The organism is Allosphingosinicella sp., assembly GCF_036387615.1.
Classification (GTDB): domain Bacteria; phylum Pseudomonadota; class Alphaproteobacteria; order Sphingomonadales; family Sphingomonadaceae; genus Allosphingosinicella.
Genome location: NZ_DASVTH010000056.1, coordinates 25,062 through 50,054 on the forward strand (window position 1 = coordinate 25,062; position 24,993 = coordinate 50,054).

25 protein-coding genes are annotated in these 24,993 nt (G+C 67.8%); 8 read left to right on the plus strand and 17 right to left on the minus strand.

Features of this window, described 5'->3' with window-relative positions; genetic code table 11:
- Window positions 1-20 precede the first annotated feature (20 nt).
- Together galU and VF631_RS11485 are read right to left on the minus strand one after the other, a co-directional pair.
- Window positions 21-878, minus strand: a complete 858-nt coding sequence (gene galU / locus VF631_RS11480; RefSeq protein ID WP_431850445.1) for a UTP--glucose-1-phosphate uridylyltransferase GalU — start codon at window positions 876-878, stop codon at window positions 21-23.
- An 18-nt stretch (window positions 879-896) separates the two neighbouring features.
- Window positions 897-1,136 carry a hypothetical protein gene (locus tag VF631_RS11485; protein WP_431850446.1) on the minus strand — a complete coding sequence of 80 codons (240 nt, stop codon included), beginning with the start codon at window positions 1,134-1,136 and terminating at the stop codon, window positions 897-899.
- Window positions 1,137-1,212: 76 nt separating this feature from the next.
- Between VF631_RS11485 and VF631_RS11490 the strand changes: the two genes are divergently transcribed.
- On the plus strand, window positions 1,213-1,770 hold the full coding sequence (locus VF631_RS11490; RefSeq protein ID WP_431850447.1) for a TlpA family protein disulfide reductase: 558 nt from the start codon (window positions 1,213-1,215) through the stop codon (window positions 1,768-1,770).
- Here VF631_RS11490 and VF631_RS11495 read toward each other — a convergent pair.
- A complete protein-coding gene (locus tag VF631_RS11495; protein WP_431850448.1) occupies window positions 1,767-2,480 on the minus strand; it encodes a TorF family putative porin in 714 nt (237 codons plus the stop codon). The genes VF631_RS11490 and VF631_RS11495 overlap by 4 nt on opposite strands.
- A gap of 87 nt (window positions 2,481-2,567) precedes the next feature.
- Window positions 2,568-3,887, minus strand: a complete 1,320-nt coding sequence (locus VF631_RS11500) for a DEAD/DEAH box helicase (protein ID WP_431850449.1) — start codon at window positions 3,885-3,887, stop codon at window positions 2,568-2,570.
- Between the two features lie 624 nt (window positions 3,888-4,511).
- Here VF631_RS11500 and trpD point away from each other — a divergent pair.
- From trpD to trpA, 4 genes are all read left to right on the plus strand, one after another.
- Window positions 4,512-5,579: an anthranilate phosphoribosyltransferase gene (gene trpD / locus VF631_RS11505; protein WP_431850450.1), complete on the plus strand. Its 1,068-nt coding sequence runs from the start codon at window positions 4,512-4,514 to the stop codon at window positions 5,577-5,579.
- Window positions 5,572-7,053: a bifunctional indole-3-glycerol-phosphate synthase TrpC/phosphoribosylanthranilate isomerase TrpF gene (gene trpCF / locus VF631_RS11510; protein ID WP_431850451.1), complete on the plus strand. Its 1,482-nt coding sequence runs from the start codon at window positions 5,572-5,574 to the stop codon at window positions 7,051-7,053. Before trpD ends, trpCF begins: the two co-directional genes overlap by 8 nt.
- Window positions 7,054-7,334: 281 nt before the next feature.
- Window positions 7,335-8,504, plus strand: coding sequence for a tryptophan synthase subunit beta (gene trpB, locus VF631_RS11515; protein ID WP_431850452.1), 1,170 nt, complete (start codon window positions 7,335-7,337; stop codon window positions 8,502-8,504).
- Window positions 8,501-9,313: a tryptophan synthase subunit alpha gene (gene trpA, locus VF631_RS11520; protein WP_431850453.1), complete on the plus strand. Its 813-nt coding sequence runs from the start codon at window positions 8,501-8,503 to the stop codon at window positions 9,311-9,313. Before trpB ends, trpA begins: the two co-directional genes overlap by 4 nt.
- A 30-nt stretch (window positions 9,314-9,343) precedes the next feature.
- On the opposite strand, the gene VF631_RS11525 is transcribed toward trpA, so the two are convergent.
- The 4 genes from VF631_RS11525 to VF631_RS11540 are packed head-to-tail and all read right to left on the minus strand — an operon-like array spanning window position 9,344 to window position 13,635.
- Window positions 9,344-10,753 (minus strand): efflux transporter outer membrane subunit, encoded by a 1,410-nt coding sequence (locus VF631_RS11525; RefSeq protein WP_431850454.1) that lies wholly within the window; start codon window positions 10,751-10,753, stop codon window positions 9,344-9,346.
- Window positions 10,750-11,751 carry an efflux RND transporter periplasmic adaptor subunit gene (locus VF631_RS11530; protein WP_431850455.1) on the minus strand — a complete coding sequence of 334 codons (1,002 nt, stop codon included), beginning with the start codon at window positions 11,749-11,751 and terminating at the stop codon, window positions 10,750-10,752. The genes VF631_RS11525 and VF631_RS11530 overlap by 4 nt, the downstream gene beginning before the upstream one ends.
- On the minus strand, window positions 11,751-12,470 hold the full coding sequence (locus tag VF631_RS11535) for an ABC transporter ATP-binding protein (RefSeq protein WP_431850456.1): 720 nt from the start codon (window positions 12,468-12,470) through the stop codon (window positions 11,751-11,753). Before VF631_RS11535 ends, VF631_RS11530 begins: the two co-directional genes overlap by 1 nt.
- Before the next feature lies 1 nt (window position 12,471).
- Window positions 12,472-13,635 (minus strand): ABC transporter permease, encoded by a 1,164-nt coding sequence (locus VF631_RS11540; protein WP_431850457.1) that lies wholly within the window; start codon window positions 13,633-13,635, stop codon window positions 12,472-12,474.
- Window positions 13,636-13,713: 78 nt separating this feature from the next.
- Here VF631_RS11540 and VF631_RS11545 point away from each other — a divergent pair, with 78 nt between their 5' ends.
- The gene (locus VF631_RS11545; RefSeq protein ID WP_431850458.1) at window positions 13,714-14,373 is read left to right on the plus strand and encodes a TetR/AcrR family transcriptional regulator; all 660 of its coding nucleotides are present in this window, start codon (window positions 13,714-13,716) and stop codon (window positions 14,371-14,373) included.
- Here the strand turns inward: VF631_RS11545 and VF631_RS11550 are convergent.
- The 8 genes from VF631_RS11550 to VF631_RS11585 all read right to left on the minus strand — a co-directional run bounded on the left by VF631_RS11550 (window position 14,341) and on the right by VF631_RS11585 (window position 22,401).
- Entirely contained in the window at window positions 14,341-15,921 is a 1,581-nt protein-coding gene (locus VF631_RS11550) for a HAMP domain-containing sensor histidine kinase (protein WP_431850459.1), read from the minus strand. The genes VF631_RS11545 and VF631_RS11550 overlap by 33 nt on opposite strands.
- A complete protein-coding gene (locus tag VF631_RS11555) occupies window positions 15,906-16,604 on the minus strand; it encodes a response regulator transcription factor (RefSeq protein ID WP_431850460.1) in 699 nt (232 codons plus the stop codon). Before VF631_RS11555 ends, VF631_RS11550 begins: the two co-directional genes overlap by 16 nt.
- 11 nt (window positions 16,605-16,615) lie before the next feature.
- Entirely contained in the window at window positions 16,616-18,214 is a 1,599-nt protein-coding gene (locus VF631_RS11560; RefSeq protein WP_431850461.1) for a DUF4153 domain-containing protein, read from the minus strand.
- A gap of 229 nt (window positions 18,215-18,443) precedes the next feature.
- Window positions 18,444-18,965 carry a DNA-deoxyinosine glycosylase gene (locus tag VF631_RS11565; RefSeq protein WP_431850462.1) on the minus strand — a complete coding sequence of 174 codons (522 nt, stop codon included), beginning with the start codon at window positions 18,963-18,965 and terminating at the stop codon, window positions 18,444-18,446.
- Window positions 18,928-19,185, minus strand: a complete 258-nt coding sequence (locus VF631_RS11570; RefSeq protein ID WP_431850463.1) for a hypothetical protein — start codon at window positions 19,183-19,185, stop codon at window positions 18,928-18,930. Before VF631_RS11570 ends, VF631_RS11565 begins: the two co-directional genes overlap by 38 nt.
- Before the next feature lie 126 nt (window positions 19,186-19,311).
- Complete coding sequence (locus VF631_RS11575; protein WP_431850464.1) at window positions 19,312-20,061, minus strand: phasin family protein; 750 nt, start codon at window positions 20,059-20,061, stop codon at window positions 19,312-19,314.
- 99 nt (window positions 20,062-20,160) lie between these two features.
- Window positions 20,161-21,966: a PHA/PHB synthase family protein gene (locus VF631_RS11580; protein WP_431850465.1), complete on the minus strand. Its 1,806-nt coding sequence runs from the start codon at window positions 21,964-21,966 to the stop codon at window positions 20,161-20,163.
- Between the two features lie 72 nt (window positions 21,967-22,038).
- Window positions 22,039-22,401 carry a hypothetical protein gene (locus tag VF631_RS11585; protein WP_431850466.1) on the minus strand — a complete coding sequence of 121 codons (363 nt, stop codon included), beginning with the start codon at window positions 22,399-22,401 and terminating at the stop codon, window positions 22,039-22,041.
- A 56-nt stretch (window positions 22,402-22,457) separates the two neighbouring features.
- Between VF631_RS11585 and glpX the strand changes: the two genes are divergently transcribed.
- Complete coding sequence (gene glpX / locus VF631_RS11590) at window positions 22,458-23,441, plus strand: class II fructose-bisphosphatase (RefSeq protein WP_431850467.1); 984 nt, start codon at window positions 22,458-22,460, stop codon at window positions 23,439-23,441.
- Window positions 23,442-23,473: 32 nt separating this feature from the next.
- Here the strand turns inward: glpX and VF631_RS11595 are convergent, their stop codons facing one another.
- Complete coding sequence (locus VF631_RS11595) at window positions 23,474-23,830, minus strand: hypothetical protein (protein WP_431850468.1); 357 nt, start codon at window positions 23,828-23,830, stop codon at window positions 23,474-23,476.
- Between the two features lie 151 nt (window positions 23,831-23,981).
- Between VF631_RS11595 and VF631_RS11600 the strand changes: the two genes are divergently transcribed.
- On the plus strand, window positions 23,982-24,983 hold the full coding sequence (locus tag VF631_RS11600) for an adenosine kinase (protein ID WP_431850469.1): 1,002 nt from the start codon (window positions 23,982-23,984) through the stop codon (window positions 24,981-24,983).
- The last annotated feature ends 10 nt before the right edge of the window (window positions 24,984-24,993 follow it).

The window sequence follows — 24,993 nt, forward strand, 5'->3', positions numbered from 1 at the left end:
AGGATGAGCGGGTCTGGTCATTATAAATTGGCCAGATAAGCGCGAATGGCGGGCGCCATGTCTTCCCGCTGCAGCGACAGGGCAAGGTTGGCGATGACGAAGCCGACCTTCTCACCGCAATCGTGCCGGGCCCCGTCGAAGGTGACGCCGTGGAAAGGTTGGGTGCCGATCAGCTGCGCCATCGCATCAGTGAGCTGGATTTCCCCGCCCGCGCCTTTTTCCTTGCGGTCCAGCACCTGCATCACTTCGGGCTGCAAGATGTAGCGGCCCGGCAGCATCAGGTTGGACGGGGCGGTGCCTTGGGCCGGCTTTTCGACCAACCCGCGAATCTCGGTGAGATTACCATCGCGCTTGCCGGGATCGACGACGCCGTAGCGGTGCGTCTCTTCCGGAGGCACCTCCAGCGTCGCAACCACGTTGCCGCCGATCCGCTCGTAAACGTCAACAAGCTGCCTGAGGCAGTTCGGCTGGCCCACCATGACCTCGTCGGGAAGCAGCACCGCGAACGGCTCGTCGCCGACGATGTCGCGCGCGCACCAGACGGCGTGGCCGAGGCCGAGCGGCTCCTGCTGCCTGACGGAGACGATCGCGCCCGGCGGGAAACGGGTAGGCTCAAGCGGCTCGAGCGATTTGCCGCGACCGCGCATGGTCGCCTCGAGCTCGTAGGAGATGTCGAAATGATCCTCGAGCGCGCCTTTGCCGCGGCCTGTCACGAAGATCATCTGCTCGATCCCGGCCTCGCGCGCCTCGTCCACCGCATATTGGATGAGCGGACGATCAACGACGGTCAGCATCTCCTTCGGGATCGCCTTGGTAGCGGGAAGGAAGCGCGTGCCGAGGCCGGCAACGGGAAAGACTGCCTTGCGAACGGGTTTCATTCGAACTCCGAAAACGGGTTAGGGCGGCGGCAGGTCGAAACGATCGTCCTGCCGTTCCTCCGAGCGGCGCAGCACTTCATCGACACGATCGGGCCGAAGCGTGGGCGGCGGCGTCAGCAACTCGTCGGTGGTGGGCGCGCGCGCGGCTTGCTGCGGCGCGAGCGGCATCTGCTCGCCAGCGGCCGGGCGCAGAGGCTCGCGGCCCCCGCAAGCGGCGAGGGCGAGGAGCAGGGCCGCTGTGGGCAGGAGCCGGATCATCCCCTCTCCTTAGCGAGGCCGCTTGTGAACGGAAAGCCGCGTCAGTATCGCACCGCATCCACAGCCGGAGTGAGAAGTGCGGCCCTTCCTGATCCTGCTGCTGGGGCTTGTTCTCCCGGGTTGCGACAACGGCGGGACGCCGGCGCCAGGGCCGCCGGCAGCAGAAGGCGCCAAAGCCGAGACCGGACGCCTCGACCGTTCCTTCGCGGGCACGCCGGCGCCCCGCAGCATCTTCGAGGATCCGGCGGGCGAGGCGATCACGCTGGCCGACCTGCGTGGCCGCCCCCTGCTGGTCAATCTGTGGGCGACATGGTGCCCGCCCTGCATCGCGGAGATGCCGACGCTGGATGCCCTCGCGGCGCGCGACAAGGAGTTGCAGGTGCTTGCCGTCAGCGAAGACCTGAACGGGCACGACAAGGTCGACGCGTTCTTCGCGCAGCGCCGTTTCGCCAAGCTCCAGCCCTATATCGATCCAGGACTGTCGCTGATGACCGAACTCAAGGTCGACACGCTGCCGACCACCATCCTCTACGATGCCGAGGGCCGGGAGGTGTGGCGTATGACGGGCATGGCGGATTGGACGGGGGAGCGGGCCGCCGGTTTGCTTCGGGAGGCCCGGACGAAGGCCCGCTAGAAGCCGAACAGCAGCGAGCCGACCACCGTCGGATCGGTCGCATTCTCCTCGCCCTCCCCGCGCACCGCAGCGTCGACGTAAGAGAGGCCGAGACTGATCCCCTTCACCTCAACGGCGCCGCCCAGTTGCCAGTCCCACTTGCCGCCGCGCGGCGAAAGATCGAACGCGCCCCGCTCATAGCCGATCTGCCCGGCGAGCGTGACGGGCGTTCCTTTCAGCGGCAGCTCCAGCCCGAGAAACGCGTAGTGATTGTCACGCTTGCGCCCAGTTGCATCGCGGGTCGCGCCCTGCTTGGGGATGTAGGTCAGCCCCAACCGGGCGGTCGCGGAGCCGAACTTGTGAAAGGCGGTGAGCGCCGGCTCCGCGTAATTGGCCGCGCTGTCGCCGGGATACAGATAGTAGGTTGCCCCGAGATCGAGCGAGAGAGCCTCGCTGGCCTCGAACAACCAGCCGGCCTCCAGGTCCAGCTCCAGATGGGCGCCGCCCGCCGTCTCGCTGATGGTCGAAGCCCACAGCCCGGCGTGGGCGCCGGAGCTATGCTCGGCGGAAATCTCGCCTTGCACGGCGGGATCCTTGCCCGAGTAGCTGACGCCCCGGAACCTGTAGTCGCTGACCACGCCCAGATCGAGCGACAGGGTCACCGGCTCGGCGGCGAAGGCCGGGCCGGCGACAAGCATCCCGATCAGGACGGACAGGGGCCGGGAAAGCATGCGATCCCCGGTAACGGATCGCAATTAAGATGAAGTAAGCCGGCTCAATCCGCGGACGCGCAGCGGCCTGCTCCCAGCAACGGCGCGTTACCGCCCGCTTGCCCGCCGCCGCGCCCGGTTGGTCTTGGGCGCGCCGGCCGCGCCGAAATTCGGCTTGCGGCTGCGCGGCCGGCTGACCCGGTTGCGATCCTCGGGCGAGCGCTCGGCCCGCTCCACCACAGCCGGCCCGGTCCGGGTCGACTTGATCCGGTTGGCCTCGCTGATGAAATTCTCCGGCAGCGGCACCACCTCGATCTTCTGCTTGGTGACCTTCTCGATTCCCTTGAGGTACGCGCGCTCATCCTCCGCGCAATAGGCGATCGCCACGCCCGCCGCTCCGGCGCGCGCGGTGCGGCCGATCCGGTGGACATATTGCTCCGGCACGTTCGGCAGCTCGAAGTTCACCACGTGGGAAACACCCGACACGTCGATCCCGCGCGCGGCGATGTCGGTCGCGATCAGGATCTTGACCTTGCCCGCCTTGAACTCAGCCAGCGCGCGCTCGCGCTGCGGCTGGCTCTTGTTGCCGTGGATGGCGTTCGCCGGAATCGCATTGCCGGCGAGCAGCTTCACCACCCGGTCCGCGCCATGCTTGGTCCGGGTGAAGATCAGCACCCGGTCCATGTTGCCCTTTTCGGAGAAACCGGCGCGCAGCATCATGGTGAGAAGAGCCTGCTTTTCAGCCTGCTGGACGAAGGTGACATATTGATCCACCCGCTCGACGGTGGTCGAGGACGGCGCCACCGACACCTGGACCGGATCGGTCAGGAACTTGTCGGCCAGCTCGCGGATCGCCTTGGGCATGGTCGCCGAGAAGAACAGGGTCTGGCGCTTGGCCGGAAGCATCTTCACGATCGCCTTGAGCGCATGGATGAAGCCCAGGTCCATCATCTGGTCGGCCTCGTCCAGCACCAGGATCTCGACCGCGCGGAGGCTAAGCGCACCCTGCTCGATCAGGTCGATCAGGCGCCCCGGCGTCGCCACCAGCACGTCGACGCCGCGCTGCACGTCCTGCTTGTTCTTGTGCAGCGAGGTACCGCCGAACACGGTCGCCACCGACAGGTGGCTGAACCGGCTGTAGCCGCGCGCGCTTTCCGCGATCTGGCTGGCCAGCTCGCGCGTCGGCGCCAGCACCAGCATCCGGCAGGTGCGTGGGCTTGGACGCTTGTCCGATTTGGTCAGCCGGTCGATCGATGGCAGCATGAACGCCGCCGTCTTGCCGGTGCCGGTCTGCGCGATACCGAGCAGATCGCGGCCCTGCAGCACGAGCGGGATCGCCTGCGTCTGGATGGGGGTCGCGGTCGAATATTCCTTCAGAGCAAGCGCCTGCAGGATGGGCTGCGATAGCCCGAGTTGTTCGAATGACATGTGTAACTCACAAATGTGCGGCGAACGCACGCAATGATAGCGGCGAACGCGGCGGGTTCTGGTGACCCGCGTGATAAGGGAAACCTTGTTCAACGAAGCAGAGCCGGAGCCGATGAGGCTCGATCACGCTGCAGTGGCGCTTCGCTAGACGGCATGTGGCAGAAGAACGGACGAAAGTCAATGAATCAGCCCCTCTCCCTTGATGGGAGAGGGTTGCGCAGCCTTGGCGAGCCTCTTCGGCGAGCTTAGGCGAAGCTGGGAGAGAGTGACCCCGGTCGAGGACAACCGCCAAAGGTGTCACCCTCTCCAACTCCGCCTAGGCTCCTTCGTCGCCAAGGCTACGTACCCTCTCCCGTCAAAGGGAGAGGGGCTGAAAAGGAACTCCCTCGCAATTCAGCGATTGACCTCCAATCACAAATCAGGGACTTGGCTCACACATGGACGCTCGCCCCAAACCCCAGCCGACCTCGCGCGCTCTCGTGCAGGCATGGCGTTGGTGGCGGCCTTCCTCCCCCGCGGCGGCATGCTTGCATCGATGGTGACGCTGATCTTCTGATCGCTCCTCGACCCAAGAACCCGCCAGCCGGCGGGTTTTTTATTGCGCTCTCATCAAGGTCTGCCCCGATGCCAAGAATTGACAATCTCGCCCGCCTCCCCCTTCCTGAACCGAGCTTCGAAGCCGAAGCGGCCGCTGCCATCGCCCGGCTCTTCTGCGGCGAGCATCTCGGCCGCGAAGAGTCCGAAATCCTGTTCGGCGAACTCGTCGCCGGCCGCCTGTCCGAACCGCAAATCGCCGGCATGCTGATTGCGCTCCGCCTCAAGGGCGAGACCAGCGACGAGATGATCGGCGCCGCCAAATCCCTGCGCGCCGCCGACGCCCCTTTTCCCCGACCCAATTACCTGTTTGCCGATACCTGCGGGACCGGCGGCGACGGATCGTCGCTGATCAACGTTTCAACCGCGGTCGCGTTCGTCGCCGCGGCGGCGGGGCTTCCGGTCGCCAAGCACGGCAACCGCTCGGTGACCTCGCCCTGCGGGTCCGCGGACGTGCTCGAACGGCTCGGCGTCCGGCTCGACTGCAGCGCGGAAGTCTCCCGCCGCGCCCTTGATGAGACCGGGATCTGCTTCCTGCTCGCGCCGCTTTACCATCCGGGCCTTCGTCACGCCGGCCCGGTGCGCCGCGCGCTCAAGGTCAGGACGATCATGAACCTGCTCGGGCCGTGCCTCAATCCGGCTGAGCCCGAAGTGCAGTTGCTGGGCGTCGCCGAAGCACGCCACCTCGAGCCGGTGGCGAGGACCTTGGCTTCGCTGGGCGTCCGAAACGCGCTGGTCGTCCACGGCTCCGGCATCGACGAGATGGCGCTGCATGGCGAAACTCGGGCCGTGCGCATTTCCGGCGACCGTTTCGAGACGCTGACCATCGCCCCCGAGGATGCCGGACTGCAGCGCAGACCGCTGGCGAGCCTCAAGGGAGGCGGTCCGGAGGAAAATGCCGAGCGGATGAAGGCGCTGCTCATGGGACACGGGCAAGCGGCCGAGGTCGACTCGGTGGCGCTCAACGCGGGCGCGCTCCTGTTCGCGGCGCGGCTCGCCCCGGAGCTGCGCGAAGGCGTTGCACAGGCCAGGGACGTGATCGCGTCGGGCGAGCCGTATCGCCGCCTGCGTCTGTTCGTCGAGGCGACAAATGACTGACCCCGGCGGCGTGCTTGGCGAGATCGTCGCGCGCAAGCGGGTCGATGTCGCCGCGCGCCTGGCGGACGTGTCAATAGAGGAGCTGCGCGCCCCCGCTGCGCCAACGCGGCGCAGCCTTCGCGCCGCGCTCGCCCGGCCCGGCGCGCGCTTCATCATGGAGGTCAAGCGTGTCTCTCCATCGGAAGGCGCGTTGCGGGCGCAAGCGGATCCCGCCTGGATCGCCCGCGCTTATCGCGGCGCGGCGGATGCGATCAGCGTGCTGGTCGACACGCCCTATTTCGGCGGCTCCTACGCAGACCTCGAGGCGGTTCGCGCGGAGTATCAGGGCCCGATCCTGGCCAAGGATTTCGTGATCGATCCCCGCCAGGTTCCCGAAGCGAGGGCGCACGGCGCGGACGCGGTGCTGGTCATGCTCTCCGTCCTGGACGACGCTGACGCCGCGGAGGTGATTGCCGAAGCCCGCCGCCTCAACATGGACGTGCTGGTCGAAGCGCATGACGAAGCTGAGGTTCGCCGCGCTGTTGCGCTCGGTGCACCACTGATCGGCATCAACAATCGCGATCTCAAGACCCTCAGGGTCGATCTCGCCGTCACCGAGCGGCTCGCCCATCTTGTCCCCGCGGACCGGCTCGTGGTCGCCGAATCCGGCATCGCCAGCCGTGCCGACGTGGAGCGACTCGCGCCTCACGCCGACGCGTTCCTGGTCGGCTCTTCCCTGATGCGCGCCGAGCGCCCCGCCGAAGCCGCCCGCGCGCTGGCGTTCGGACGCGTCAAGGTGTGTGGCATCACCGACGCGCACGACGCCGAGCTCGCCGCCAATCGCGGCGCTGCCTTCCTCGGCCTCGTCATGGTCCCGAATACGCCGCGCGCGTTGACGCTGGCTGAGGCCGAACACGTCACCGCCGGTGCGGGCGAGACGCCGCTGGTCGGCGTCTTTCGCAACCAGCCGCAAGAGTTGGTGGCCGGGGCCGCGCGCCGTCTCGGGCTCCACGCCGTCCAGCTTCACGGCCGCGAGGATGCCGCCTACATCACCGCGCTGCGCCCGATGCTGCCGCCCGCGACCGAAATCTGGGCCGCCGCTGCCGTCGACGGAGAGATCGCCCCCGCTCGCGCCGGAGCGGATCGCACCCTGTTCGACACCGCGCTCGCCGGCCAGTCCGGCGGCACCGGGCTGGCTTTCGATTGGTCCCGCCTGCGCGATCGGGCCGACCTCGCCAACGGCTTCCTCGCCGGGGGCCTCGCCCCCTTGAACGCCCGCGCCGCGGCGCAGGTCGGCGCCTATGGCCTCGATGTCGGCTCGGGCGTCGAGATGGCACCGGGCCGCAAGGATGAGGGTAAGCTCGCCGCCTTCTTCCAAGCTCTTCGCCCCGTCGGCCGTCATCCCCGCGAATGCGGGGATCCCGCTTCTCCTTACCAGCGGTCGGAGGATGGCAGCGGGAATCCCGCTTTCGCGGGAATGACGGGAGAGGGATGACGCCATGCTGATGACCGGCTGCTGCGGCGCTTACAGCGGCACCTATGTGCCCGAAATCCTGATGCGGCCCCCGTTCAGATTGATGCCGCTGTCCTACAGCCGCTCCAATCGCTTAGAGCCTTCCAAATGCAAGCCGATACGTTTCACGCTGCCTTGCGCCAACCATTCCAAGCACCACAAGATGCTGATTACGTGCCGGGACTCTTTCTACTCTTGGGAAGCCGAACCTTTCGAACTTTCCGGGACGGTCCACACCAGATGTTGAGTCTCACGCCATGCTGATGACCGGCCGCTTCGGCGCTTATGGCGGCACCTACGTGCCCGAAATCCTGATGCCGGCCCTCGTCGAACTCGAAGCCGCCTTCCTGGCGGCGCAGGAAGACGAGAACTTCCAGGCCGAGCTCGCCGCCCTGCTCGCCAACTATGCGGGCCGCCCGACGCCACTGACGCTCTGCCGCAACCTCGGCAATGACCGCGCCCGCATCTACTTGAAGCGCGAGGACCTGCTCCACGGCGGCGCCCACAAGACCAACCAGGTGCTCGGCCAGGCCCTGCTGGCCGAACGGATGGGCAAGACGCGGCTGATCGCCGAGACCGGCGCCGGCCAGCATGGCGTCGCAACCGCCATCGTCGGCGCCCTCTTCAAGCTGCCGACGCGCATCTACATGGGCGCGCATGATGTCGAGCGGCAGCAGCTCAACGTCTTTCGCATGCAGCTGATGGGCGCGGAAGTCGTGCCGGTGGAGAGTGGCGGCCGCGGACTCAAGGATGCGGTCAACGAGGCGCTGCGCGACTGGACCGCAAGCTTCGCCGACACGCATTACCTGCTCGGCACCGTTGCCGGCCCGCACCCCTTTCCTTTGATGGTCCGCGAATATCAGCGCGTGATCGGCAAGGAGGCACGCGCCCAGATGCTCGACGTGGAGGGCCGCTTGCCCGACGCGGTGATCGCCTGCGTCGGCGGCGGCTCCAACGCGATGGGCGCGTTCACCGACTTTGTTGAAGACGAAAGCGTGCGCCTGATCGGCGTCGAAGCTGCCGGACGCGGCCTTGACGGCGTCGAGCATGGCGCGACCCTGCTGCGCGGCCGCCCTGGCGTGCTGCACGGCGCGGAGACCTACCTGCTCCAGGACGCCGACGGGCAGATTTCCGACAGCTGGTCGGTCTCGGCCGGCCTCGACTATCCCGCCGTCGGCCCCGAGCACGCCCACCTCAAGGACAGCGGCCGCGCCGAATATGTCGGCTGCACCGACCAGGACGCGCTCGACGCCTTCACCCTCCTCGCCCGCTCCGAGGGGATTTTATGCGCGTTCGAGTCCGCTCATGCACTCGCCCACGCGCTCAAGATGGCCGAAGCGGCGGACCGCGACACCATCCTGTTGGTCAACCTCTCCGGCCGCGGCGACAAGGACGTGTCGCAAGCCCAGACCCTGCTGAACCCGTCCGCATGACCGACCGCTACGCTCGCATGTTCGCCCGGCTGGGCAATCAGGGCGCGTTCGGCGCTTTCGTGATGCTCGGCGACCCAGATCTGGCGACATCCGCGGCCATTATCGACGCACTCGTCGATGCCGGCGCGGACATGCTGGAGGTCGGCATCCCCTTCTCCGATCCAGTCGCCGACGGCCCCACCATCCAGGCCGCCGCCGTCCGCGCCTTGGCGCAGGGCGTCACCCCCGCCGACTGCTTCGCCCTGCTCCGCGCCTTTCGCGAGCGGCACCCGGACGTGCCCGTCGGCGTCCTCACCTACGCCAACATCGTCCTCGCCCGCGGCATGGAGGCATTCTACGCCCGCTGCGCCGAAGCCGAAGTCGACAGCGTGCTCGTCGCCGACGTCCCCGCGCGCGAAGCGGAGCCTTTCGTCAAAGCCGCCCGCGCCCACGGGATCGCGTCCGTGCTCATCGCGGCCACCAACACTCCGCCCGAGACACTGCAGCGCGTCGCCGAACTCGGCGGCGGCTACACTTACTGCGTCGCCCGCGCGGGCGTGACCGGCGCCGAGACCGAGATGCAGCTCGGCCACGACGCCTTGTTCGCCCGCCTCGCCGAATATGGCGCACCCCCGCCCGTGCTCGGCTTCGGCATTTCCCGTCCCGATCACGTCCGCGCGGCGCTCTCCGCGGGGGCGGCGGGCGTGATCTCGGGCTCGGCCATCGTGAAGCTGATCGAGACCGGGCCCAATCCAATCCCGGCCATCAAGGCTTTCGTGGCGGAAATGAAGCAAGCTTGTGCTCCTGCGGAGGCAGGAGCCCAGCCCTGAGCCTAGGCTCCTGCTTTCGCAGGAGCACGATCAGCGGTAATCGCCCCCAATCGCCCGAAACAGCGCCAGCTCGGCATCCGCCGCCTCCGCCTCCACCGCCGCGAGCTGGTCCCGGCTGCGCAGGAGCGTGCGGTCCGCATCGAGCACCGGCAGGAAGTCGGTCAGGCCCGCGCGGTACCGCGTCCGCGCCAGCCGCGCCGTGTCGGCATTCGCCGCCACCAGCCGCTCCACCGCGATCCGCTGCCGCTCGCGCGCGTCCGCCGTCGCGAGATTGGTCTCGACCTCGCCGAACGCCCGCAACACCGCGCCCCGATAGGCCGCGACAGCCTCCTGCGCCCGAGCCCGGGCCTGCTCGACGCGTGCCCGATTGCGTCCGAAGTCGAGTAGCGGCCCGGCTAGGCCCGGCCCCGCGACGATGCTCAGCGCGTCGCCCGTGAACAGCCGTTCCAGCGCGCTCGCGACCAGGCCGAGGCTCGCCGTGATCGTCAGGCGCGGATAGCGCGCGGCGATTGCTGAGGCCGTCTCCGCGTCAGCGGCCGCGAGCTGCGCGAGCGCTCCCGCAATATCCGGCCGGCGCAGCAGCAGATCGGAAGGCAGCCCGGCCGCGGGCCGGCCGAAGCGCGGCGGGTTCGGCCCGGCTGCGACCAGGCCCGCAATCTCGACCGGCGCCAGTCCGGTGAGCGTCGCCAGCGCCGCGATCCGGGCCGAGCGCTCCGCTTGGATCGGCGGCAGGGTCGCCACCGTCTCGGCCAGCAGCCCTTCCGCCCGCGCCTGGTCGACGCCGCTGACGAGGCCCGCCCGCACCCGGCTTGCGGTCACCGCCACCGTGTCCCGGGCCGACCGGACATTCTCCTCCGCGATCCGCTCCCGCGCGCTTGCCGCCCGCGCGGCCACGAAGTTGCGGGCGACGTCGGACACCAGGGTCAGCCGCACCGAGGCCGCCTCGAACCCTGCCGCATCGAGCCGCGCCCGAGCGGCGCGCTCGTCCGCGCGCAGCCGCCCGAACAGGTCGAAATCATAGCTGGCGTCGAGGCCGAGCCGGTAGAGCACGCGCTCGCGGTCGATCCGCGGCCCCTGACCGCCGCCGGGCGTTCCGCTAGTGTCGAAGCCGAACTGCTCGGTCGCGGTGCGGTTGTAGGTGACGCTGGATGAGCCCTCCAGTGCCGGCGCACGCTCGGCCTGGCTGCCCCTGAGCCCGGCCCGCGCCTGCTCCACCCGCGCCAGCGCAGCCTGGAGGTCCGGCGCGCCCGTCAGCGCCGCGTCGACCAGCCGCTTCAGCGCCGGGTCCTGCAGCCGCCGCTGCCACCAGTCGGCCGCTGGCAGCCCGCTGGCGGGCGCGGCGTAGAAGGCCGGCGGCAGCGCCTGCACCGCTGGGGATCGCGGCTGCACCGTGGAGCAGCCGGCGAGCAGCAACGCGAAGCCGGCCAGCGCCGCCCTCACTGCTTCGGTCTCGCTGCCGCCTGAGCGGCCCTTTGCTGCGGCTGTTCGGCGGGGATGAAGGCGTCCACCTGCTGGCCGACGAAGAAGCCGCGGGCTTCGTCCGGCAGCGCAAAGACGAGCTGGAGCACGCGCACGTCGACCCGCTCGTTGCCCGAATTGGTCAGCGATCGCTTGGGCACGACCAGCGGCTCGGTCCGGACATATCGCGCCTGCACGCGGCGTGTTGCCTGACCGCGTGGGCTCACCACCGCCGGTGCGCCGATCCGGGCACGGCCGATCTCGCTCTCATCGATGTCGACGCGCACGTGCAGCGGCACAGTCTCGCCCAGCACCATCAGCGGGTCCTGGTTGCCCGGCCCAGGCCCGGCCGTTGCATATTGCCCCTCGCGCGTGTTGACCTGCAGCACGGTCGCGCTGCGCGGTGCGCGGACGGCGAGCAGGCCGGCGCCGGTCTGGGCCGAAGCGAGTTGAGCCTGGCCTTGCGCCACCTCCGCACGTGCAACCTCCAGCCGAGCCCGCGCCGCATCGCGCTGGGCGCGCCGGTCGATGATCTCCTGACGCGCGACGGCGCGCGGATCATCGACCGATGTGACCAAATCGAGCAGGCGCTGCGCGGACGCCAGCTCCACCCGCGCGGCCTCCACACGCTCCCGCGCCAGTTGAACGGAGGTCCGCGCCTCGCCCACTGACCGCTCCGCCTCGCGCGCATCGATCGCGAACAAGAGCTGCCCCTTACTCACCCGGTCGCCGACCTGCACCGCCACCTGCGTCACCACGCCGGGCCGCTGCACGCCTATCTCGATCAGCTCGCTCGACGGCTCGATGACGCCAGCACCCGACACGGTTCCGGCCCGCTGGGCGGCCGGCGCGGCCGGCGGCGCTTTTGCCGGGACAGTGCCGGTGCGGTCGGGCTGGGTGGTCGCGACGACGAACACCGCCCCGCCGAGCGCAGCAAGCGCGGCAAAGGGGAGGATGTGGCGGGGAAGCTTCAGGGCCATTAGTGCGGGGCTCCGTCGGAGGGCTGCTTGGTCGGGCGCTCGTCCTTCACGATCCGGCCGTCCTCCATGTCGAGGATGCGATCGGCGAGGTCGAACACGCGGTTGTCGTGGGTGACGATGATGACGGCGCGGTCCTGGTCGAGCGCGACTCCGCGCAGCAGGTCCATGACCTTGCGGCCGGAGGCGGCATCGAGCGCCGCCGTCGGCTCGTCGCAGACGACGAGGCGCGGATTGTGGACGAGCGCGCGGGCAATGGCGACACGCTGCTGCTGCCCGCCGGAAAGCTGACGCGGGAGGCGCTCGCCGAGCGTGCCGATGCCGAGCCGCTCAAGCGTCGCTCGCGCCCGCTCCACCGCCTCGCCCCGGGAGACCCCGGCAGCTACCAGCGGCACGCTTGCATTCTCCGCCGAGGTAAGCGTCGGGATGAGATTATACTGCTGGAAAATGAAGCCGATATTGGCGAGCCGGAACTTGACCAGATTGTTCTCGGACAGATCGTAGATCTCGGTGCCGAAAACGCAGACGCTGCCATCGCTCGGATACATGATGCCGGCGATGATCGAGATGAGCGTGGTCTTGCCCGATCCGGACTCGCCGACCAGGAAAGTGAGCTCGCCGGGTTGTATTTGTGCATCGATGCCGTGCAGCGCGCGCACGGCGGTCTGGCCGGAGCCGAAGTCCTTGACCACGCCGCGCACGGTGATTGCCGGGCTCGCCACGTCAGCGAAAGACCTCGGCGGGCTCGGTCTTCAGCACCTTGCGAAGCGCCAGGAAGCCGGTCGCGAACACCATCAGCAGCACGGCGGCGCCCACGCCGACCAGCACCTGCCAGGGCGTGTAGAAGCCCTTGAACGTGTCGGAACCCGAGCCGCCGAAGAAGATGAAGGCGGCGGCCAAGCCGATCCCGATGCCGTAGCCTATGAAGCCGATCCAGCCCGCTTGCAGCGCCACCATGCCGCGGATCTTGCCGTTGGTGACGCCGATCGCTTTGAGAGCGCCGAACTGCTTGATGTTGTCGCGGATGAAGAGGCTGAAGGTCAGACCCACGATAGCGATACCGACAACGAATCCGAGGATCACCGTCAGTCCGAAGTTGATCGGGATGCCGGTATTGGCGGCGACGTAACCGATTGAATCGAGAGCGAATTCCCGCTGGGTGCGGGCTTTGAGCCCGGTCACTTGCTCGATCCGGCGGGCGATTGCGGTGACATCCTGCCCGGGAGCCGCCTTGGCGAGTATGAAGGACAGCCGGTTGCGGGTGCCGGGGACGTAATTCAGCGCCTGGCTGTAGCGCGTGTAGAGCAGCACGCCCGAGGTGAAGCTCGGATTGGCATCGACGACGCCGCGCACCACGGCGCGCCTGTCGTTGAGTTCGATCTCCTGCCCGACCACGTTGGTCGCGCCCTGCCCTAGCTCGCCGCCGAGCTCCGGAAACAGCTTGCGGGAGCCGACCTCGTCGATGAAGATCGAATCGGGCGCGGACAAGTCGGCGATATTGCCGCGCACGATCCGGCGCGGCAGCCCGATCAGGGTGGAATCGTCCAGGCCGATCACCGTCACCTGCTCCAGCCGCCCGGCGGGAGTTCGCACCGCAGCCCCCTGGCGCAGCATCGGCACCGCCCACGCGACGCCGGGCACGCCCCGCACCCGGTACAGATCGGTGGACGGGCGCGGCAAGGTGCCCTCGATCTGCTGCGCCTTGGGATCCATCACCCAGATGTCGGCGTCGCTAACCTCCCAGATGGCAGCGGAAGCGCGCAGCATCAGGTTCACGAACAGGGTCGACTGCTGGGCGATCAGCAGCGTCGAAAAGGCGATGCCGAAGATCAGGCAATAATATTTGACCTTGTCTCCCGTCAGCATTCGCAGTGCAATCCAGCCCATGGCCGGGCCTCCTCCGCTATGCTACGCAATTACTGACCAGCGGGTCACTAGCAGATCGGGCGAGCACGGGACAGAGGATTGTTAGGAGGTTGCCCCAAACGGCGCAGACGCAAGGAAGCGCGGCCGGCCGAGATCGTCGAGGCGGCGCGATTGTGCTTTGTCGACAACGGCTTCGCCGCGACGCGGATCGAGGATGTCGCCGCGCGCGCCGGTGTCGCCAAGGGCACCGTCTACCTCTATTTCCCGACCAAGGAGGCGCTGTTCGAGGCGGTCGCGCGCGCCAACGTCGTGCCGGTGATCGAGCAGGTGATTCGCGCCATCGAGGCGGACGAGACCACGCCCGCGTTCGATCAACTGCGGATGATCGCGCGAGTCATGTACCGCGACATGGTTGGCACCGACCGCAAGCGGCTGCTCCACATGATTATCGCGGAAGGGCCGCGCTTCCCCTGGCTGACCGAGTTCTACCATCGCGAAATCCTGTCCAAGGGCATGGACCTGATCCGGGCCGTGCTTCGCCGTGGGCAGGCGCGCGGTGAATTCCGGGCGGAAGGACTGGATGAGTTTCCCCAGATCCTGATGGCGCCCACCATCATCGCCGCGATCTTCACTCACCTGTTCGACGCGCACGACCCGATCGATGTCGAGCGTTATGCGGACGTCCATATCGCGCTGATCGAGCGGGCCTTGCTCCCCGACCGGACATCAGGCGGCGATCGGCAGCCCGATCCGGAATAAGGCGCCACGGTCTGCCGAGCGGCTCTCGATGGTGGCTCCAGCCGAAGCGAGCAAGGAACGAGCGATGGACAGCCCCAGGCCGGATCCGCCCTGCACGCGGCGGCTGGTGTGGAAGGGCTCGAAGATGCGCTCGTGATCGCCCGCAGGAACGCCGGGACCATCGTCGGCGACATCCAGCAGAACGCGCGCTCCCCTCCGCCGCGCGACGATGGTCACTTCGCCTGCCCCGGCCTGCTGGCTGTTCTCGACGAGCGTGTCGAGCACCGCCTCGATCAGCTCGGCGGGAGCAGCGACGGGCGGAAGGTCGGGCGGGAGATCGACGACGATGCCGAGCCTCGGCCCGCGATGGGCGTCCGCCACCCCGGCCACCGGTCCGGCGAGCTCCGCCCGCGCATGCTCGGCGGCGACGCTCATGTCGGCACGGGCCTGCTGAAGCAGCCGCTGGAGGAGGTGCGACAGCCGGTCTGCATCCGCCATGGCGTTGGCGATGAAGCGAGCCCGCTCGTCCGTGCTCATCTCCGCGCCATGATCGGCGAGCAGCTCGAGCGCGCCGCGGATGCCGGCGATCGGGGTCTTGAACTCGTGGCTGACCGCCGCCGCGAAGTCCTTGAGATAGCGCGAGCGTCGCTCGATCCGCTCGGCCATTTCGGCAAAATTCTCATAGAGGGCGCGGATCTCGATCGCGGCGGTGACGGGCGGCTCGGGGATGATGACCCGGCCGCGCGCGACATGCTCGGTCGCTTCGCTCAGCGCCTCGATCGGCCGCGACACGCCTCGCGAAAGCAGCCCCGCCAGGAACAGCAGGATCAGGAATATCACGCCGGTGCCCAGCGCGATCTTTCCGCGGTCCTGATAGATGCCGAGGAACAGCCCGCGGGGCGAGCGGGAGAGGAGCACAACGCCCGTCACCTCGGGCCCGATCAGAACCGGCCGCGCATGGTGCACTCGAATCTCGGACGCGCGGCTCAGCCATTCGAGCGCGTAGCGCGGCTGGTAGTCGCCGCGGCGCCGAAGCACGGTCTGCGTTGTCCCGCGGAGCGCACCCTGGACCTCGGGCAGCTGCGTGTAACAAAGGCCGAAATCTTCACGACCGAGAACGACGCAGCCGCGCCGGTCGAGCAAGCGAATGGCGGCGAGCGTAACGCGGCCCGCGTCGTTGATGATCGGCTGCAGCCGTTGCCCCGCTCGAAGCGCCTGCCGATCGAGCGGCGCTGCCGGGCGGATCGGATCGGGCTGCACCGGCAGTGTCGGCATGGTGCGAAGGTCGATCGTGGGCCGCTCGGGCTTGAGCTCGCCGATCTGGGGGGGGAGCGGACGCCCCGCCGCGTAGAGCTCGCGATAGGCGCTGCTCAGCACCGCGCCTTGCGCGATCAGCTCCGCCTCGGTCTGCTGAACGAGCGTGTTCTCGTAGACGCGCAGGAACAGCGCCGCGACGCCCGGTAAAGCCGCCACGAAGAGCAGGGTGGCGAACAGGATCGCGCGCAGCCGCAGCGCCGGCCAGTGGCGTTTAACCAGATTCTTGAACGGGCGGATCACCCCCCGACGCACGCCCCGATGCGGTAGCCGATGCCCGGGCGCGTCTCGATGAGGTCGGTCGCGCCAAGAGCTGCGAACTTGGCGCGCAGGTTGCGGATATGGCTGTCGATGGTGCGATCGGTGATCGCGAAGCCGGGGCCGTGAAGTCGATCGATGATGAGGTCGCGGGTGAAGACCCGGCTTGGCATGCTGGCGAGAAGAAGCAGCAGCTGGAACTCGGTTACGGTCACCGGCACGGGCGCGCCTTCCCAGCTCGCCTCCCAGCTTTCCGGATCGAGCCGGAGCCGGCCATGACTGACCGGCTTGGACGACCCCGCGCTCTCCAGCGCTCGCCCGCCGCGCTTCAGGATCGCGCTGACGCGGGCCACCACTTCGCGCGGGGAGAAGGGTTTCACGACATAATCGTCGCCGCCCAGTTCCAGCCCCACGACCCGGTCGACTTCGTCATCTCGCGAGGACAGGAACAGGATCGGCAGGTCGCCGGCAGCGCGCAGCCGACGGCACACTTCGAGCCCATCCAGCCGCGGCATGTTGATGTCGAGCACGACGAGGTCCGGCCGCCGCGCGCCGACCGCAGCCAGCGCCGCCTCGCCGTCGCCGGCCTCGCTGGTCTCCATGCCCGCCTTGCCGAGCGCGAAGCTCAGCACCTGGCGGATGTGCGGATCATCGTCGACGATCAGGATCTTGTGGCTCATCGCGTACATCTTCACCGGCCCTTCGCAGCTGTCAAAGGCTGAGCGGGCGCGGGCGGTGCGACTTCAATCCGCCGGTGAGGCCAGCCATCGCATTGGCGATCGAGATCGGCCGGGAAGCGCGGCAACCGAAGCGCTGCAACCTGTTCCCTGGCGGCAGCGAGCCGGCGCGCGCCGCGCCAATCCCACCCCTGCCAATGGGCCTGCCGCGCCTCGAGGCGCTGGGTAACGAGGTTGCGAAGCCAGCTGACCCGCCCGCGAAGCTCGGGCGGCAGTGGGCGGCTCTCCAGCTCGATCAGCGGCAGCAGCGCGGAATCTGTCATCTGGGAGAGATAGCAAAGGTCGATCGGGGAGCCGCGGCCGCCCACCTCGCGAGCATGCCGGACGTTCCAGCCGGCCGCGATGCGATCATAGTCGATCGCCGCCGAGGCGCCCAGGACCAAGGCGGCAGCGGCCATGTTGGCGTTGATCAGCCAGATGCTGCTCCTGCCGCGCGCGAGGCGGACGCAGATCAGCACCAGCCCGACCGCGACCAAAGCCATCCAGATCAGCGCCTCGATGCGCAGCTCGGTGAGGAGATAAGCTTCGATATAGTCGATCGTCCGCAACATGGTGGAGGCGACCAGGAAGAGGTTCTGCGCGATCCAGAAATAGACCAGTCGGCGAATCAGCCGGTTCCCGCCCATCGCTGTGCCGGGCCGGGTGGTCACCAGCACGAAGGCGGCCGCCAGCAAAGCGGTGCCGATCAGCGGGTAGGCGCCGCGATGCGCATATTGGGCGAGCGTCATTCCCTCGGGCAGCGCCGCCCCGCTCCACAGGAAGGCGAGATCGAGGCCGTTCTGCAGCGCGAACAGCGCGTTAAAGGCGACCAGCGAGATCGTGACCGACGCGGTGCTGATCCCCGGCAGGTCGAGCCAGTCGATCCCGGATTGGAAAGCGGGGCCTCGCAGCATCAGACGCGGGCTGAGCAGACGCCAGGTCACGAGGCCGATGAAACCCCAGAAGATGGTGCGAAGGGGCGAGAAGCGCAGGAAGGACAACGGGTCCAGCCCGGTCAGCGTGCTTTCGATCAGCGGGTTGGCGGCGGCGAACAGGGTCAGGAACAGGCCGGTGCCGAGGATCGGCAGCACCAGGGTGGAGCTAAGCGACCAGATGTTGATGCGGCCCGGCCGCCGCCGGCGGACACGCGCGAGCCGGGAAAGGTCCTGGATCGGGCGAAGCGGGGTGGCCAGTCCGTGCAGGAACAGGCGCAGCGCCCAGCGCAGGCCGTTGCCAAATTGCGCCGCCTTGGGCAGCAGCACCGCCATGGTGAGGGCGACCCAAGCCAGGGCAAGCCCGAGCGGGCCCGGATCGTCCACCAGCCAGAAGCCGAACCAACCTGCGGCGGCGGCAGCGACCAGCGCTGGCCGGCTGCGGCGCAGGTCCGGCCGCAGCGCCACCGCCGAGAGCAGCAAGGCGAGGACGAATATCCCGAGCGTCGCTCCGACTGCGTCGGCGGGGTAGAAAAGCCGGTCGGCGAGCGCGATCAGGGCGGCCAGCGCCAGCGGCTTGATGAGGAAGGTGAAGCGCCACGTGCTCCGGCGGGCCCGCGGCGAGGCGAGGGTGGCTTCCATGTCCGATGACTCCCGTTGCGATCGGGCCGTTGTGCCGCAGCGGCGGGGAGCGCTGGTGGGACCGGCGGGGAGAGCCGGCGCTTATGCCGTGCAGATCCTGTGCAGGCTGACACCACATGGGTCGGCCTGCGCCTGACCCGGGCCAGAGCTTCCATCCGGCGGGCATAGTTCCGCACCGGCCTGGATGAAAGGCAGCCCTGGCCCGGATCAAGTCCGGGCCAGGGGTGTCCTATAGAAAGTGCCTCAGTTCCATCCAGCGGGCCAGCTTGGCTTCAAATGAAAGCGTGTAGGCCGGACTGCTCGAAGGGAGCGCGATTACCTCAAGCGCGCTTTCGGTTAGCGCCTTGCGGCCGACCTCCGCCGACTTGGCTCCGTTGAAGGCCAGGGCCCGAAGCTGCGGAAGGGTGGCGGCGAGCTGGGCCAGCGGGTTAGCCTGCATATCCCGAATCGCGGTGTCGAGGCTGCCCTGACGCGTCGCGGAAGCGACCACGTCCCAAAGACCGACTCCCGCGCCAAGCAAAGCGGCGAGCCTCGCCTGGTAGTCGAGCCTGACGAGGTCGCGATCGACGACGGCGCCGATCAGCGCCCAGAAATGATTGCGCGGATGCGCGTAATAGCGGCTCTCGGCCAGCGACTGCTCACCCGGCAGGCTGCCGAGCACGAGCAGGCGCGTCCGCCCGTCGACGACGGGTGGAAAGGAGCGCTTCAGCAGATCAGTGGTGGCCGGCGCCGTGCTTTTCGCCGGAGCCATGCTTGGCATGCTTGTCGCAGCATGCCGCGCGCTTGCCGTCCTTGCCGGGCTTGCAGCAGTCCATTGGGGAGCCGTCGGCATTCTTGTGGTCGCAGCAGCCCTTGTGCTCGCCCTTATGCTCTTCGCCCTTGTGCTCGGAATGCTCGGCATGGGCCGGCGCAGTCTGGGCGGCGGCGGGCGCGGCGATGATGAGTGCAGCGGCGGCGATCAGAAACTTCATGAAACCCTCTCCCTCTCGAGCCCCGCATGTACGCCTCGGGGTGGAAAATGAAAAGGGCGGCCCTCCGGAGGAGAGCCGCCCCAATCTCTAGACCCGGGTCGAAGTACCACTTCGACCCGATGCCATTTACATGGCCAGCGTCTTGGCGCGCTCGGCGGCAACCGTGTAACGGCTGGTGATCGGCTGGGCGACTTCGCCGGCCAGCTTGATCATGGCTTCGCTCATCTTCGAGCTCTCGGCGACCATCGCGTCGAACTGGGTACGGGCGAAGTCGCTCTGCAGGCGGAAGAAGTCGGCGGCCGACTTGACTTCGGTGAAGCTCTTGAGCGCGGTCGAAGCCTGCTCGAAGGAGCGACGGTTGAAGTCGGCGACTTCCTGGGTCATCGTCTCGACGCCGCGGGCAGCGACCTTGGACGACGCGACCAGCGCTTCCACGTTACCGCGGGTCAGCTCGGTCATCTCTTCCATGACCTTGGCGCTCTTCTCCATGCTGGTCTTGGCGCGCTCGTTGACGTCACCAAAAGCGGCCTGGAAGCGGTCGGCGGCGACGCGGCCGGCTTCGGTGGTGTTCTCGATGGTTTCGTTGATCTGGGTGTTCATGGTGATCGGTCCTTCTTGTTCAAAACTATGAGCGGCTTCGGCCGCAACGGCCTCCACCGTGACGATTTCGGCGAGTTCGACCGGATCGAGTTCGACCGGCGCGGTCGCGACGATCTCGGCGATCTCGACCGGCGCCGTCTCCATCGCGCAGGGCGCAACGAGCGTTTCCGGCACCGTGAACTCGGCCAAGGATTGCGCCTGGACGGCCGCGGCCGGATTCTCCAGCACGGACGGCTGAACGGCGGCTTTGGTCTTCCTGGCCTTGCGGTCAGTCATGCAGATACTCCCTGAATGCTGCGCTGCAACATTTAGGCGAGGCATACTGTACTTGCAAGGGCTTTTTGTGCAGTGCAGCAAAAACGCCCGTTCATGCGCTCAGCGGGCCCTAACGTAACTCCCTGGCGCGGGCTCGATCGCCGGCAGCTTACCCGCGCCGGGGACGCGCGCGCCGCTCGCGGAGACAGTTGCATCGTTCTGGGAGGTGATCCAGGCGAGCCAGTCGGGCCACCAGCTGCCCTTCACCTCACGCGCCCCCGCAACGAACTCGTCGAGCGAGCCGACTGGATCCTCGTTGATCCAATATTGGTATTTCTGCGCCTCGGGCGGGTTCACGACGCCGGCGATATGACCGGAGCCTGCCAGCACGAAGCGCAGCGGCCCCTTGAAGTGGTGGGTGATCTTCCACACGCTTTGCGGCGGCGCAATATGGTCCTCGCGGCCGGCCTGGACGTAGGTCGGCGTCTTGACTCGGGTGAGGTCGATCGGCGTGCCCGCGATGGTGACCCCTCCCGGCTGGACCAGCTTGTTCTCCTGATAAAGCTGCTTGAGGTAGATCTGGTGCCACTTGGCGGGCAGGTTGGTGGTGTCGCCGTTCCAGTGGAGCAGATCGAACGGCGGATAATCCTCGCCCATCAGGTAGTTGTTGACGACATAGTTCCAGATGAGGTCGCGCCCGCGCAGCAGGTTGAACGTCGCGGCCATGTAGCGCCCGTCCATATAGCCCTTCTCGGCGGAAACCTGGCCGATCAGCTGCATCTGCTCATCGCCCAGGAAAAGACTGAGGTCTCCGGCTTCGGAGAAATCCACCTGAGCTGTGAAGAAGGTCGCGCTGGCGACCTTGTCGGCCTCGCCCCGCGCATCGAGCAGCGCCAGCGTGGCGGCAAGCTTCGTGCCGGCCACGCAATAGCCAATCGTGTGCACCGCCTCGACCTCGAGCAGGTCGCGGATGGTTTCGACCGCCTCGATCTGGGCCAGGACGTAATCGTCCATGGTCGTATCGATCAGGCTCTCGTCGGCCGACTTCCACGATACCATGAACACGGTCAGCCCCTGCTCCACCGCCCAGCGGATGAAGCTCTTCTTGGGGTTGAGATCGAGGATGTAGAAGCGGTTGATCCAGGGCGGGAAGATGACGAGCGGGGTCTCCAGCACCTGCTCCGTGGTGGGGCTGTACTGGATGAGCTCGTAGAGCGGCGTGCGCTTGACGACCTGCCCGGGAGTGACCGCGATGTTGCGCCCCACCTCGAACGCCTCGCTCGACGTGTGGGTGAGCTGCCCCTTGCCAAGATCGCGCAGCATATGCTCGAGCCCCTTGAGTAGGTTCTCGCCCCTCGTTTCGAGGGTCTTTTCCAGCACCAGCGGGTTGGTGAGGGCGAAATTTGACGGGCTCATCGCGTCGACAAAGGCGCGGGCGGCGAAGCGCAGCTTCTCGCGCTGCTTGTCGTCGACGCCCTCGATCGCATCGACGCTGCCGAGCATGCGGTCGGCGATCAGCAGGTAGCTCTGGCGAATCATATCGAACAGCGGGTTGTCCCGCCATTGCGGCGCGTTGAAGCGCTTGTCCTTGTTGGCCTGCTCCTCGAGCGCGCCGTGCTGCGGCTGGCCGCGGAGCGCGCGCTGCCAGATGTCCAGCCCCTGGGTCCACATGCCGACCTGCGCCTGCGCTATCTTCGTCGGATCGGCGTAGATCGGCGCGGCGGGCCAGGAAATTGCTGGCATGTTGAAAGCGGAGGGCTGCGGCGCTGAGATGGAGGTGGCCTGCGCCTCAGTCATCTGCCTGGACATATATTCCATCATCAGCTGCTGTGCCCGGCCCATCACCGAGGTCCAGTGCTGTAGGTCCTCCAGGGTCGGAAGGGCGGGCGCGGCGGTCGGCGCCGGCGCGGTGTCTGTGTCGGCCATGTGGAATCCTTTCGGTCGCGCGCTCCCTAGGAAACGAGAGGCCAGCCGGAAAGTGCCGAACGTCCGGCCGGATCAGTCGTCCTTCAGTCGCTCGATCACCTTGCCGATGAAGGCCGGCATGGCGAAGATGTCGATCGTGACGGGTCGGTGGCACAGGCGCAGGCACCCGTCGGCATTCAGTGCGCCGCTTCCGCTCCCACCCTCTCCGGCGACTCGTGCACCCAGTTCGGCTCGCTCGGCCGCCTGCAGCCGCTCGCTCCTTTGGCGCCGAGCGCAGACGACAATCTCCTCCCCTTCCCCGGCCGGACAGTCGATCTCAGCGATGGGCTTGAAGGCTTCGCGGTAGGTCAGGAGCGCCTCTTCGGCGGTCACCGGCGCCGGTTCCGCCAGCGCCGGCGAGGCGCTCAGGAGCAGCAGCACGGCGATTCTCGACATTGTCACGGCCCTCGCTTATCGCTGCCCTGACCCCCACTCACAGGATGACAGATTAGATGGTGACTGCAAGCCATGCGCTCGACCGCGTGCTCGTTCTCGAAATGGTGCGCGTTACCGAAGCGGCGGCGATCGCAGCGTCGAAGCTGATCGGGCGCGGCGATGAAAAGGCGGCGGATCATGCGGCGGTGGAGGCGATGCGCGAGGCGCTGAACGGGCTCGACCTGGACGGCACGGTGGTGATCGGAGAGGGCGAGCGCGACGAAGCGCCGATGCTGTTCATCGGCGAAAAGGTCGGCCGGGCACAAGGCAGCGGGCCCAAGATCGACATCGCGCTCGACCCGCTGGAAGGCACGACGATCACCGCCAAGGCGGGCCCAAACGCGCTCGCCGTGCTCGCTATTGCCGAGGAAGGCGGGCTGCTGAATGCGCCCGACGTCTACATGGAAAAGCTGGCGGTCGGCCCGGGCTACCCTGACGGCGTCATCGATCTCGCGCGCTCGCCTGCCGACAACATCCACTCGATCGCCCGAGCCAAGGGCGTGGAGCCGTCCGAGATCATCGCCTGCGTTCTCGACCGTCCGCGGCACGAGCGGCTGATCGCGGAACTGCGCAACCTGGGTTGCGGTATCCAGTTGATCCCGGACGGGGACGTCGCCGGCGTGATCGCCGTCACCAATCCCGAGACCGGCATCGACGTCTATATGGGTTCAGGCGGCGCTCCCGAAGGCGTTTTGGCCGCGGCGGCTTTGCGCTGCGTCGGCGGCCAATTTCAGGGCAAGCTCCTGTTCCGCAACGACGACGAGCGGGCGCGGGCGGCCAAATGGGGCGTCGAGGATCTCAACCGTATCTACCACCTCCACGATCTGGCCAAGGGCGACTGCATCTTCGCCGCCACCGGCGTCACCGACGGTTCGCTGCTGGCGGGTGTCCGGCGGCGCAAGAACTGCCTCACCACCGAGAGCATCGTGATGCGGGCCTCCACCGGAACGGTACGCTGGGTGAAAGGCGAACATCGCGGTGAACCCGGCGGGCGCTGCTGAGAGAAATCCCCCGAAACCGGGAGGATTTCAGATCACCGCACCTGCCGCTGCGCGGTCAGCGCGGCCAGGCAACTGGCGCGATCGAAGTCGCTGCCGTCCAGCCGGCGCGCGTCGACATAGGTGACGATCGGCTCGCCGCGGCCGGAGGGCGGGTAAAGATAGGCGTCGAGAACGCAAATCGGTCCTGCGAACTGGAGCTTGCGCGCTTCTCCCTCGCGGACGTCCAGCGCAGCGGCGCCAAGCTGGCCGGTGATCACGCTTGCCGTTCGGCCCATCACGGCCTCGAGCCCGGTCTGCGTGGGCAGCGTGACGGGAGTTTGGTTCGCGCTCGCAATACTCTGACGAACGGCTGTCGGCGCGCAGCCGCCAACCGCCAAGGCGAGCCCCACGAGCCCTGCTTGATGCCCCCACTTCAAACGACGCCCCTCCCCGCCTCACTCTTCCGCTCTCGCGCGTCGCCGTCAACCGGGAGAACGTTGCCGATACCGCCTGGGCTCGCTAGGGCGGCGCGTTTCCAAGCCAGAAAGAGTGTATCCCAGCGTGACCGAGACCCAAACTCGCCTCGACATCCTCGCCATCGGCAACGCCATCGTCGACGTGATTGCCACCGCCGACGAAGCATTTCTGGAACGAGAGGGGCTTACCAAGGGCGGCATGCAGCTGATCGATGCGGGGCGGGCGGAGCAGCTCTACAGCCGGATGGGCCCGGGCCGGGAGATTAGCGGCGGGTCCGCAGCCAACACGCTGGCCGGTGCAGCCGCTCTGGGAGCACGCTGCGCGTTCGTGGGCCAAGTCGCGGACGATCAGCTCGGCGCCGTCTTCACGCACGATATGCGAGCCCACGGGGTTCGCTTCGACACTCCAGCGCGAGCTGGTGATCCACCGACGGGTCGAGTCCTGATCCTCGTAACGCCCTGCGGCGAGCGGACCATGAACACGCTGCTCGGCGCGTCGCACTACCTGCCGATGGAAAGCCTGGACGAGGCGCTCGTCCGTGAAGCCTCGATCCTCTACCTCGAAGGTTATCTGTGGGATCCCGAGCAGCCCCGCGCGGTAATGCGGCATGCGATCGACGTGGCCCGCGCCGCCGGGCGCAAGGTGGCGATGACGTTGTCGGTCAACTTCATCATCGAGCTTCATCGCGCCGATTTGCAGGGCCTGATCGACCAGGGCCTGATCGACATCCTGTTCGTCAACGAAGAGGAGCTTCTCTGCCTGACGCAGGAGACTGACCGCGAGCGCGCGCTGGCGATGGTCGCGCCCAAGGTTCCGCTGCTGGTGGTCACCTTCGGCCCGGACGGGGCCATGGCTGTTCGCGGCGGCGAGCGCTTTACGGTCGCAGCGGAGCCGGTTGAGCGGGTGGTCGACACGACCGGCGCGGGCGACCTGTTCGCGGCCGGGTTCCTCGCCGGCCAGGCCCAGGGTCGCTCGATCGAGGATTCGCTGCGGATGGGCGCGATCGCCGCGGCGGAAGTGATCTCACATTATGGCGCGCGGCCCGACGCGGACCTGAAAGCGCTCGTCGCCACCAAGCTGGGCTGACGATCGGGGC

What these genes read in the sequence shown, in the direction of transcription:
- VF631_RS11500 (WP_431850449.1), bottom strand. Translation starts at nt 3,887, where the DNA reads ATGTCATTCGAACAACTCGGGCTATCGCAGCCCATCCTGCAGGCGCTT.
- trpB (WP_431850452.1), top strand. Translation starts at nt 7,335, where the DNA reads ATGACCGGCCGCTTCGGCGCTTATGGCGGCACCTACGTGCCCGAAATC.
- trpA (WP_431850453.1), top strand. Translation starts at nt 8,501, where the DNA reads ATGACCGACCGCTACGCTCGCATGTTCGCCCGGCTGGGCAATCAGGGC.
- VF631_RS11540 (WP_431850457.1), bottom strand. Translation starts at nt 13,635, where the DNA reads ATGGGCTGGATTGCACTGCGAATGCTGACGGGAGACAAGGTCAAATAT.
- VF631_RS11485 (WP_431850446.1), bottom strand. Translation starts at nt 1,136, where the DNA reads ATGATCCGGCTCCTGCCCACAGCGGCCCTGCTCCTCGCCCTCGCCGCT.
- trpCF (WP_431850451.1), top strand. Translation starts at nt 5,572, where the DNA reads ATGACTGACCCCGGCGGCGTGCTTGGCGAGATCGTCGCGCGCAAGCGG.
- VF631_RS11575 (WP_431850464.1), bottom strand. Translation starts at nt 20,061, where the DNA reads ATGACTGACCGCAAGGCCAGGAAGACCAAAGCCGCCGTTCAGCCGTCC.
- VF631_RS11560 (WP_431850461.1), bottom strand. Translation starts at nt 18,214, where the DNA reads ATGGAAGCCACCCTCGCCTCGCCGCGGGCCCGCCGGAGCACGTGGCGC.
- VF631_RS11570 (WP_431850463.1), bottom strand. Translation starts at nt 19,185, where the DNA reads ATGAAGTTTCTGATCGCCGCCGCTGCACTCATCATCGCCGCGCCCGCC.
- VF631_RS11580 (WP_431850465.1), bottom strand. Translation starts at nt 21,966, where the DNA reads ATGGCCGACACAGACACCGCGCCGGCGCCGACCGCCGCGCCCGCCCTT.
- VF631_RS11530 (WP_431850455.1), bottom strand. Translation starts at nt 11,751, where the DNA reads ATGGCCCTGAAGCTTCCCCGCCACATCCTCCCCTTTGCCGCGCTTGCT.
- galU (WP_431850445.1), bottom strand. Translation starts at nt 878, where the DNA reads ATGAAACCCGTTCGCAAGGCAGTCTTTCCCGTTGCCGGCCTCGGCACG.
- glpX (WP_431850467.1), top strand. Translation starts at nt 22,458, where the DNA reads ATGGTGACTGCAAGCCATGCGCTCGACCGCGTGCTCGTTCTCGAAATG.
- VF631_RS11495 (WP_431850448.1), bottom strand. Translation starts at nt 2,480, where the DNA reads ATGCTTTCCCGGCCCCTGTCCGTCCTGATCGGGATGCTTGTCGCCGGC.
- VF631_RS11555 (WP_431850460.1), bottom strand. Translation starts at nt 16,604, where the DNA reads ATGAGCCACAAGATCCTGATCGTCGACGATGATCCGCACATCCGCCAG.
- VF631_RS11565 (WP_431850462.1), bottom strand. Translation starts at nt 18,965, where the DNA reads ATGGCTCCGGCGAAAAGCACGGCGCCGGCCACCACTGATCTGCTGAAG.
- VF631_RS11585 (WP_431850466.1), bottom strand. Translation starts at nt 22,401, where the DNA reads ATGTCGAGAATCGCCGTGCTGCTGCTCCTGAGCGCCTCGCCGGCGCTG.
- trpD (WP_431850450.1), top strand. Translation starts at nt 4,512, where the DNA reads ATGCCAAGAATTGACAATCTCGCCCGCCTCCCCCTTCCTGAACCGAGC.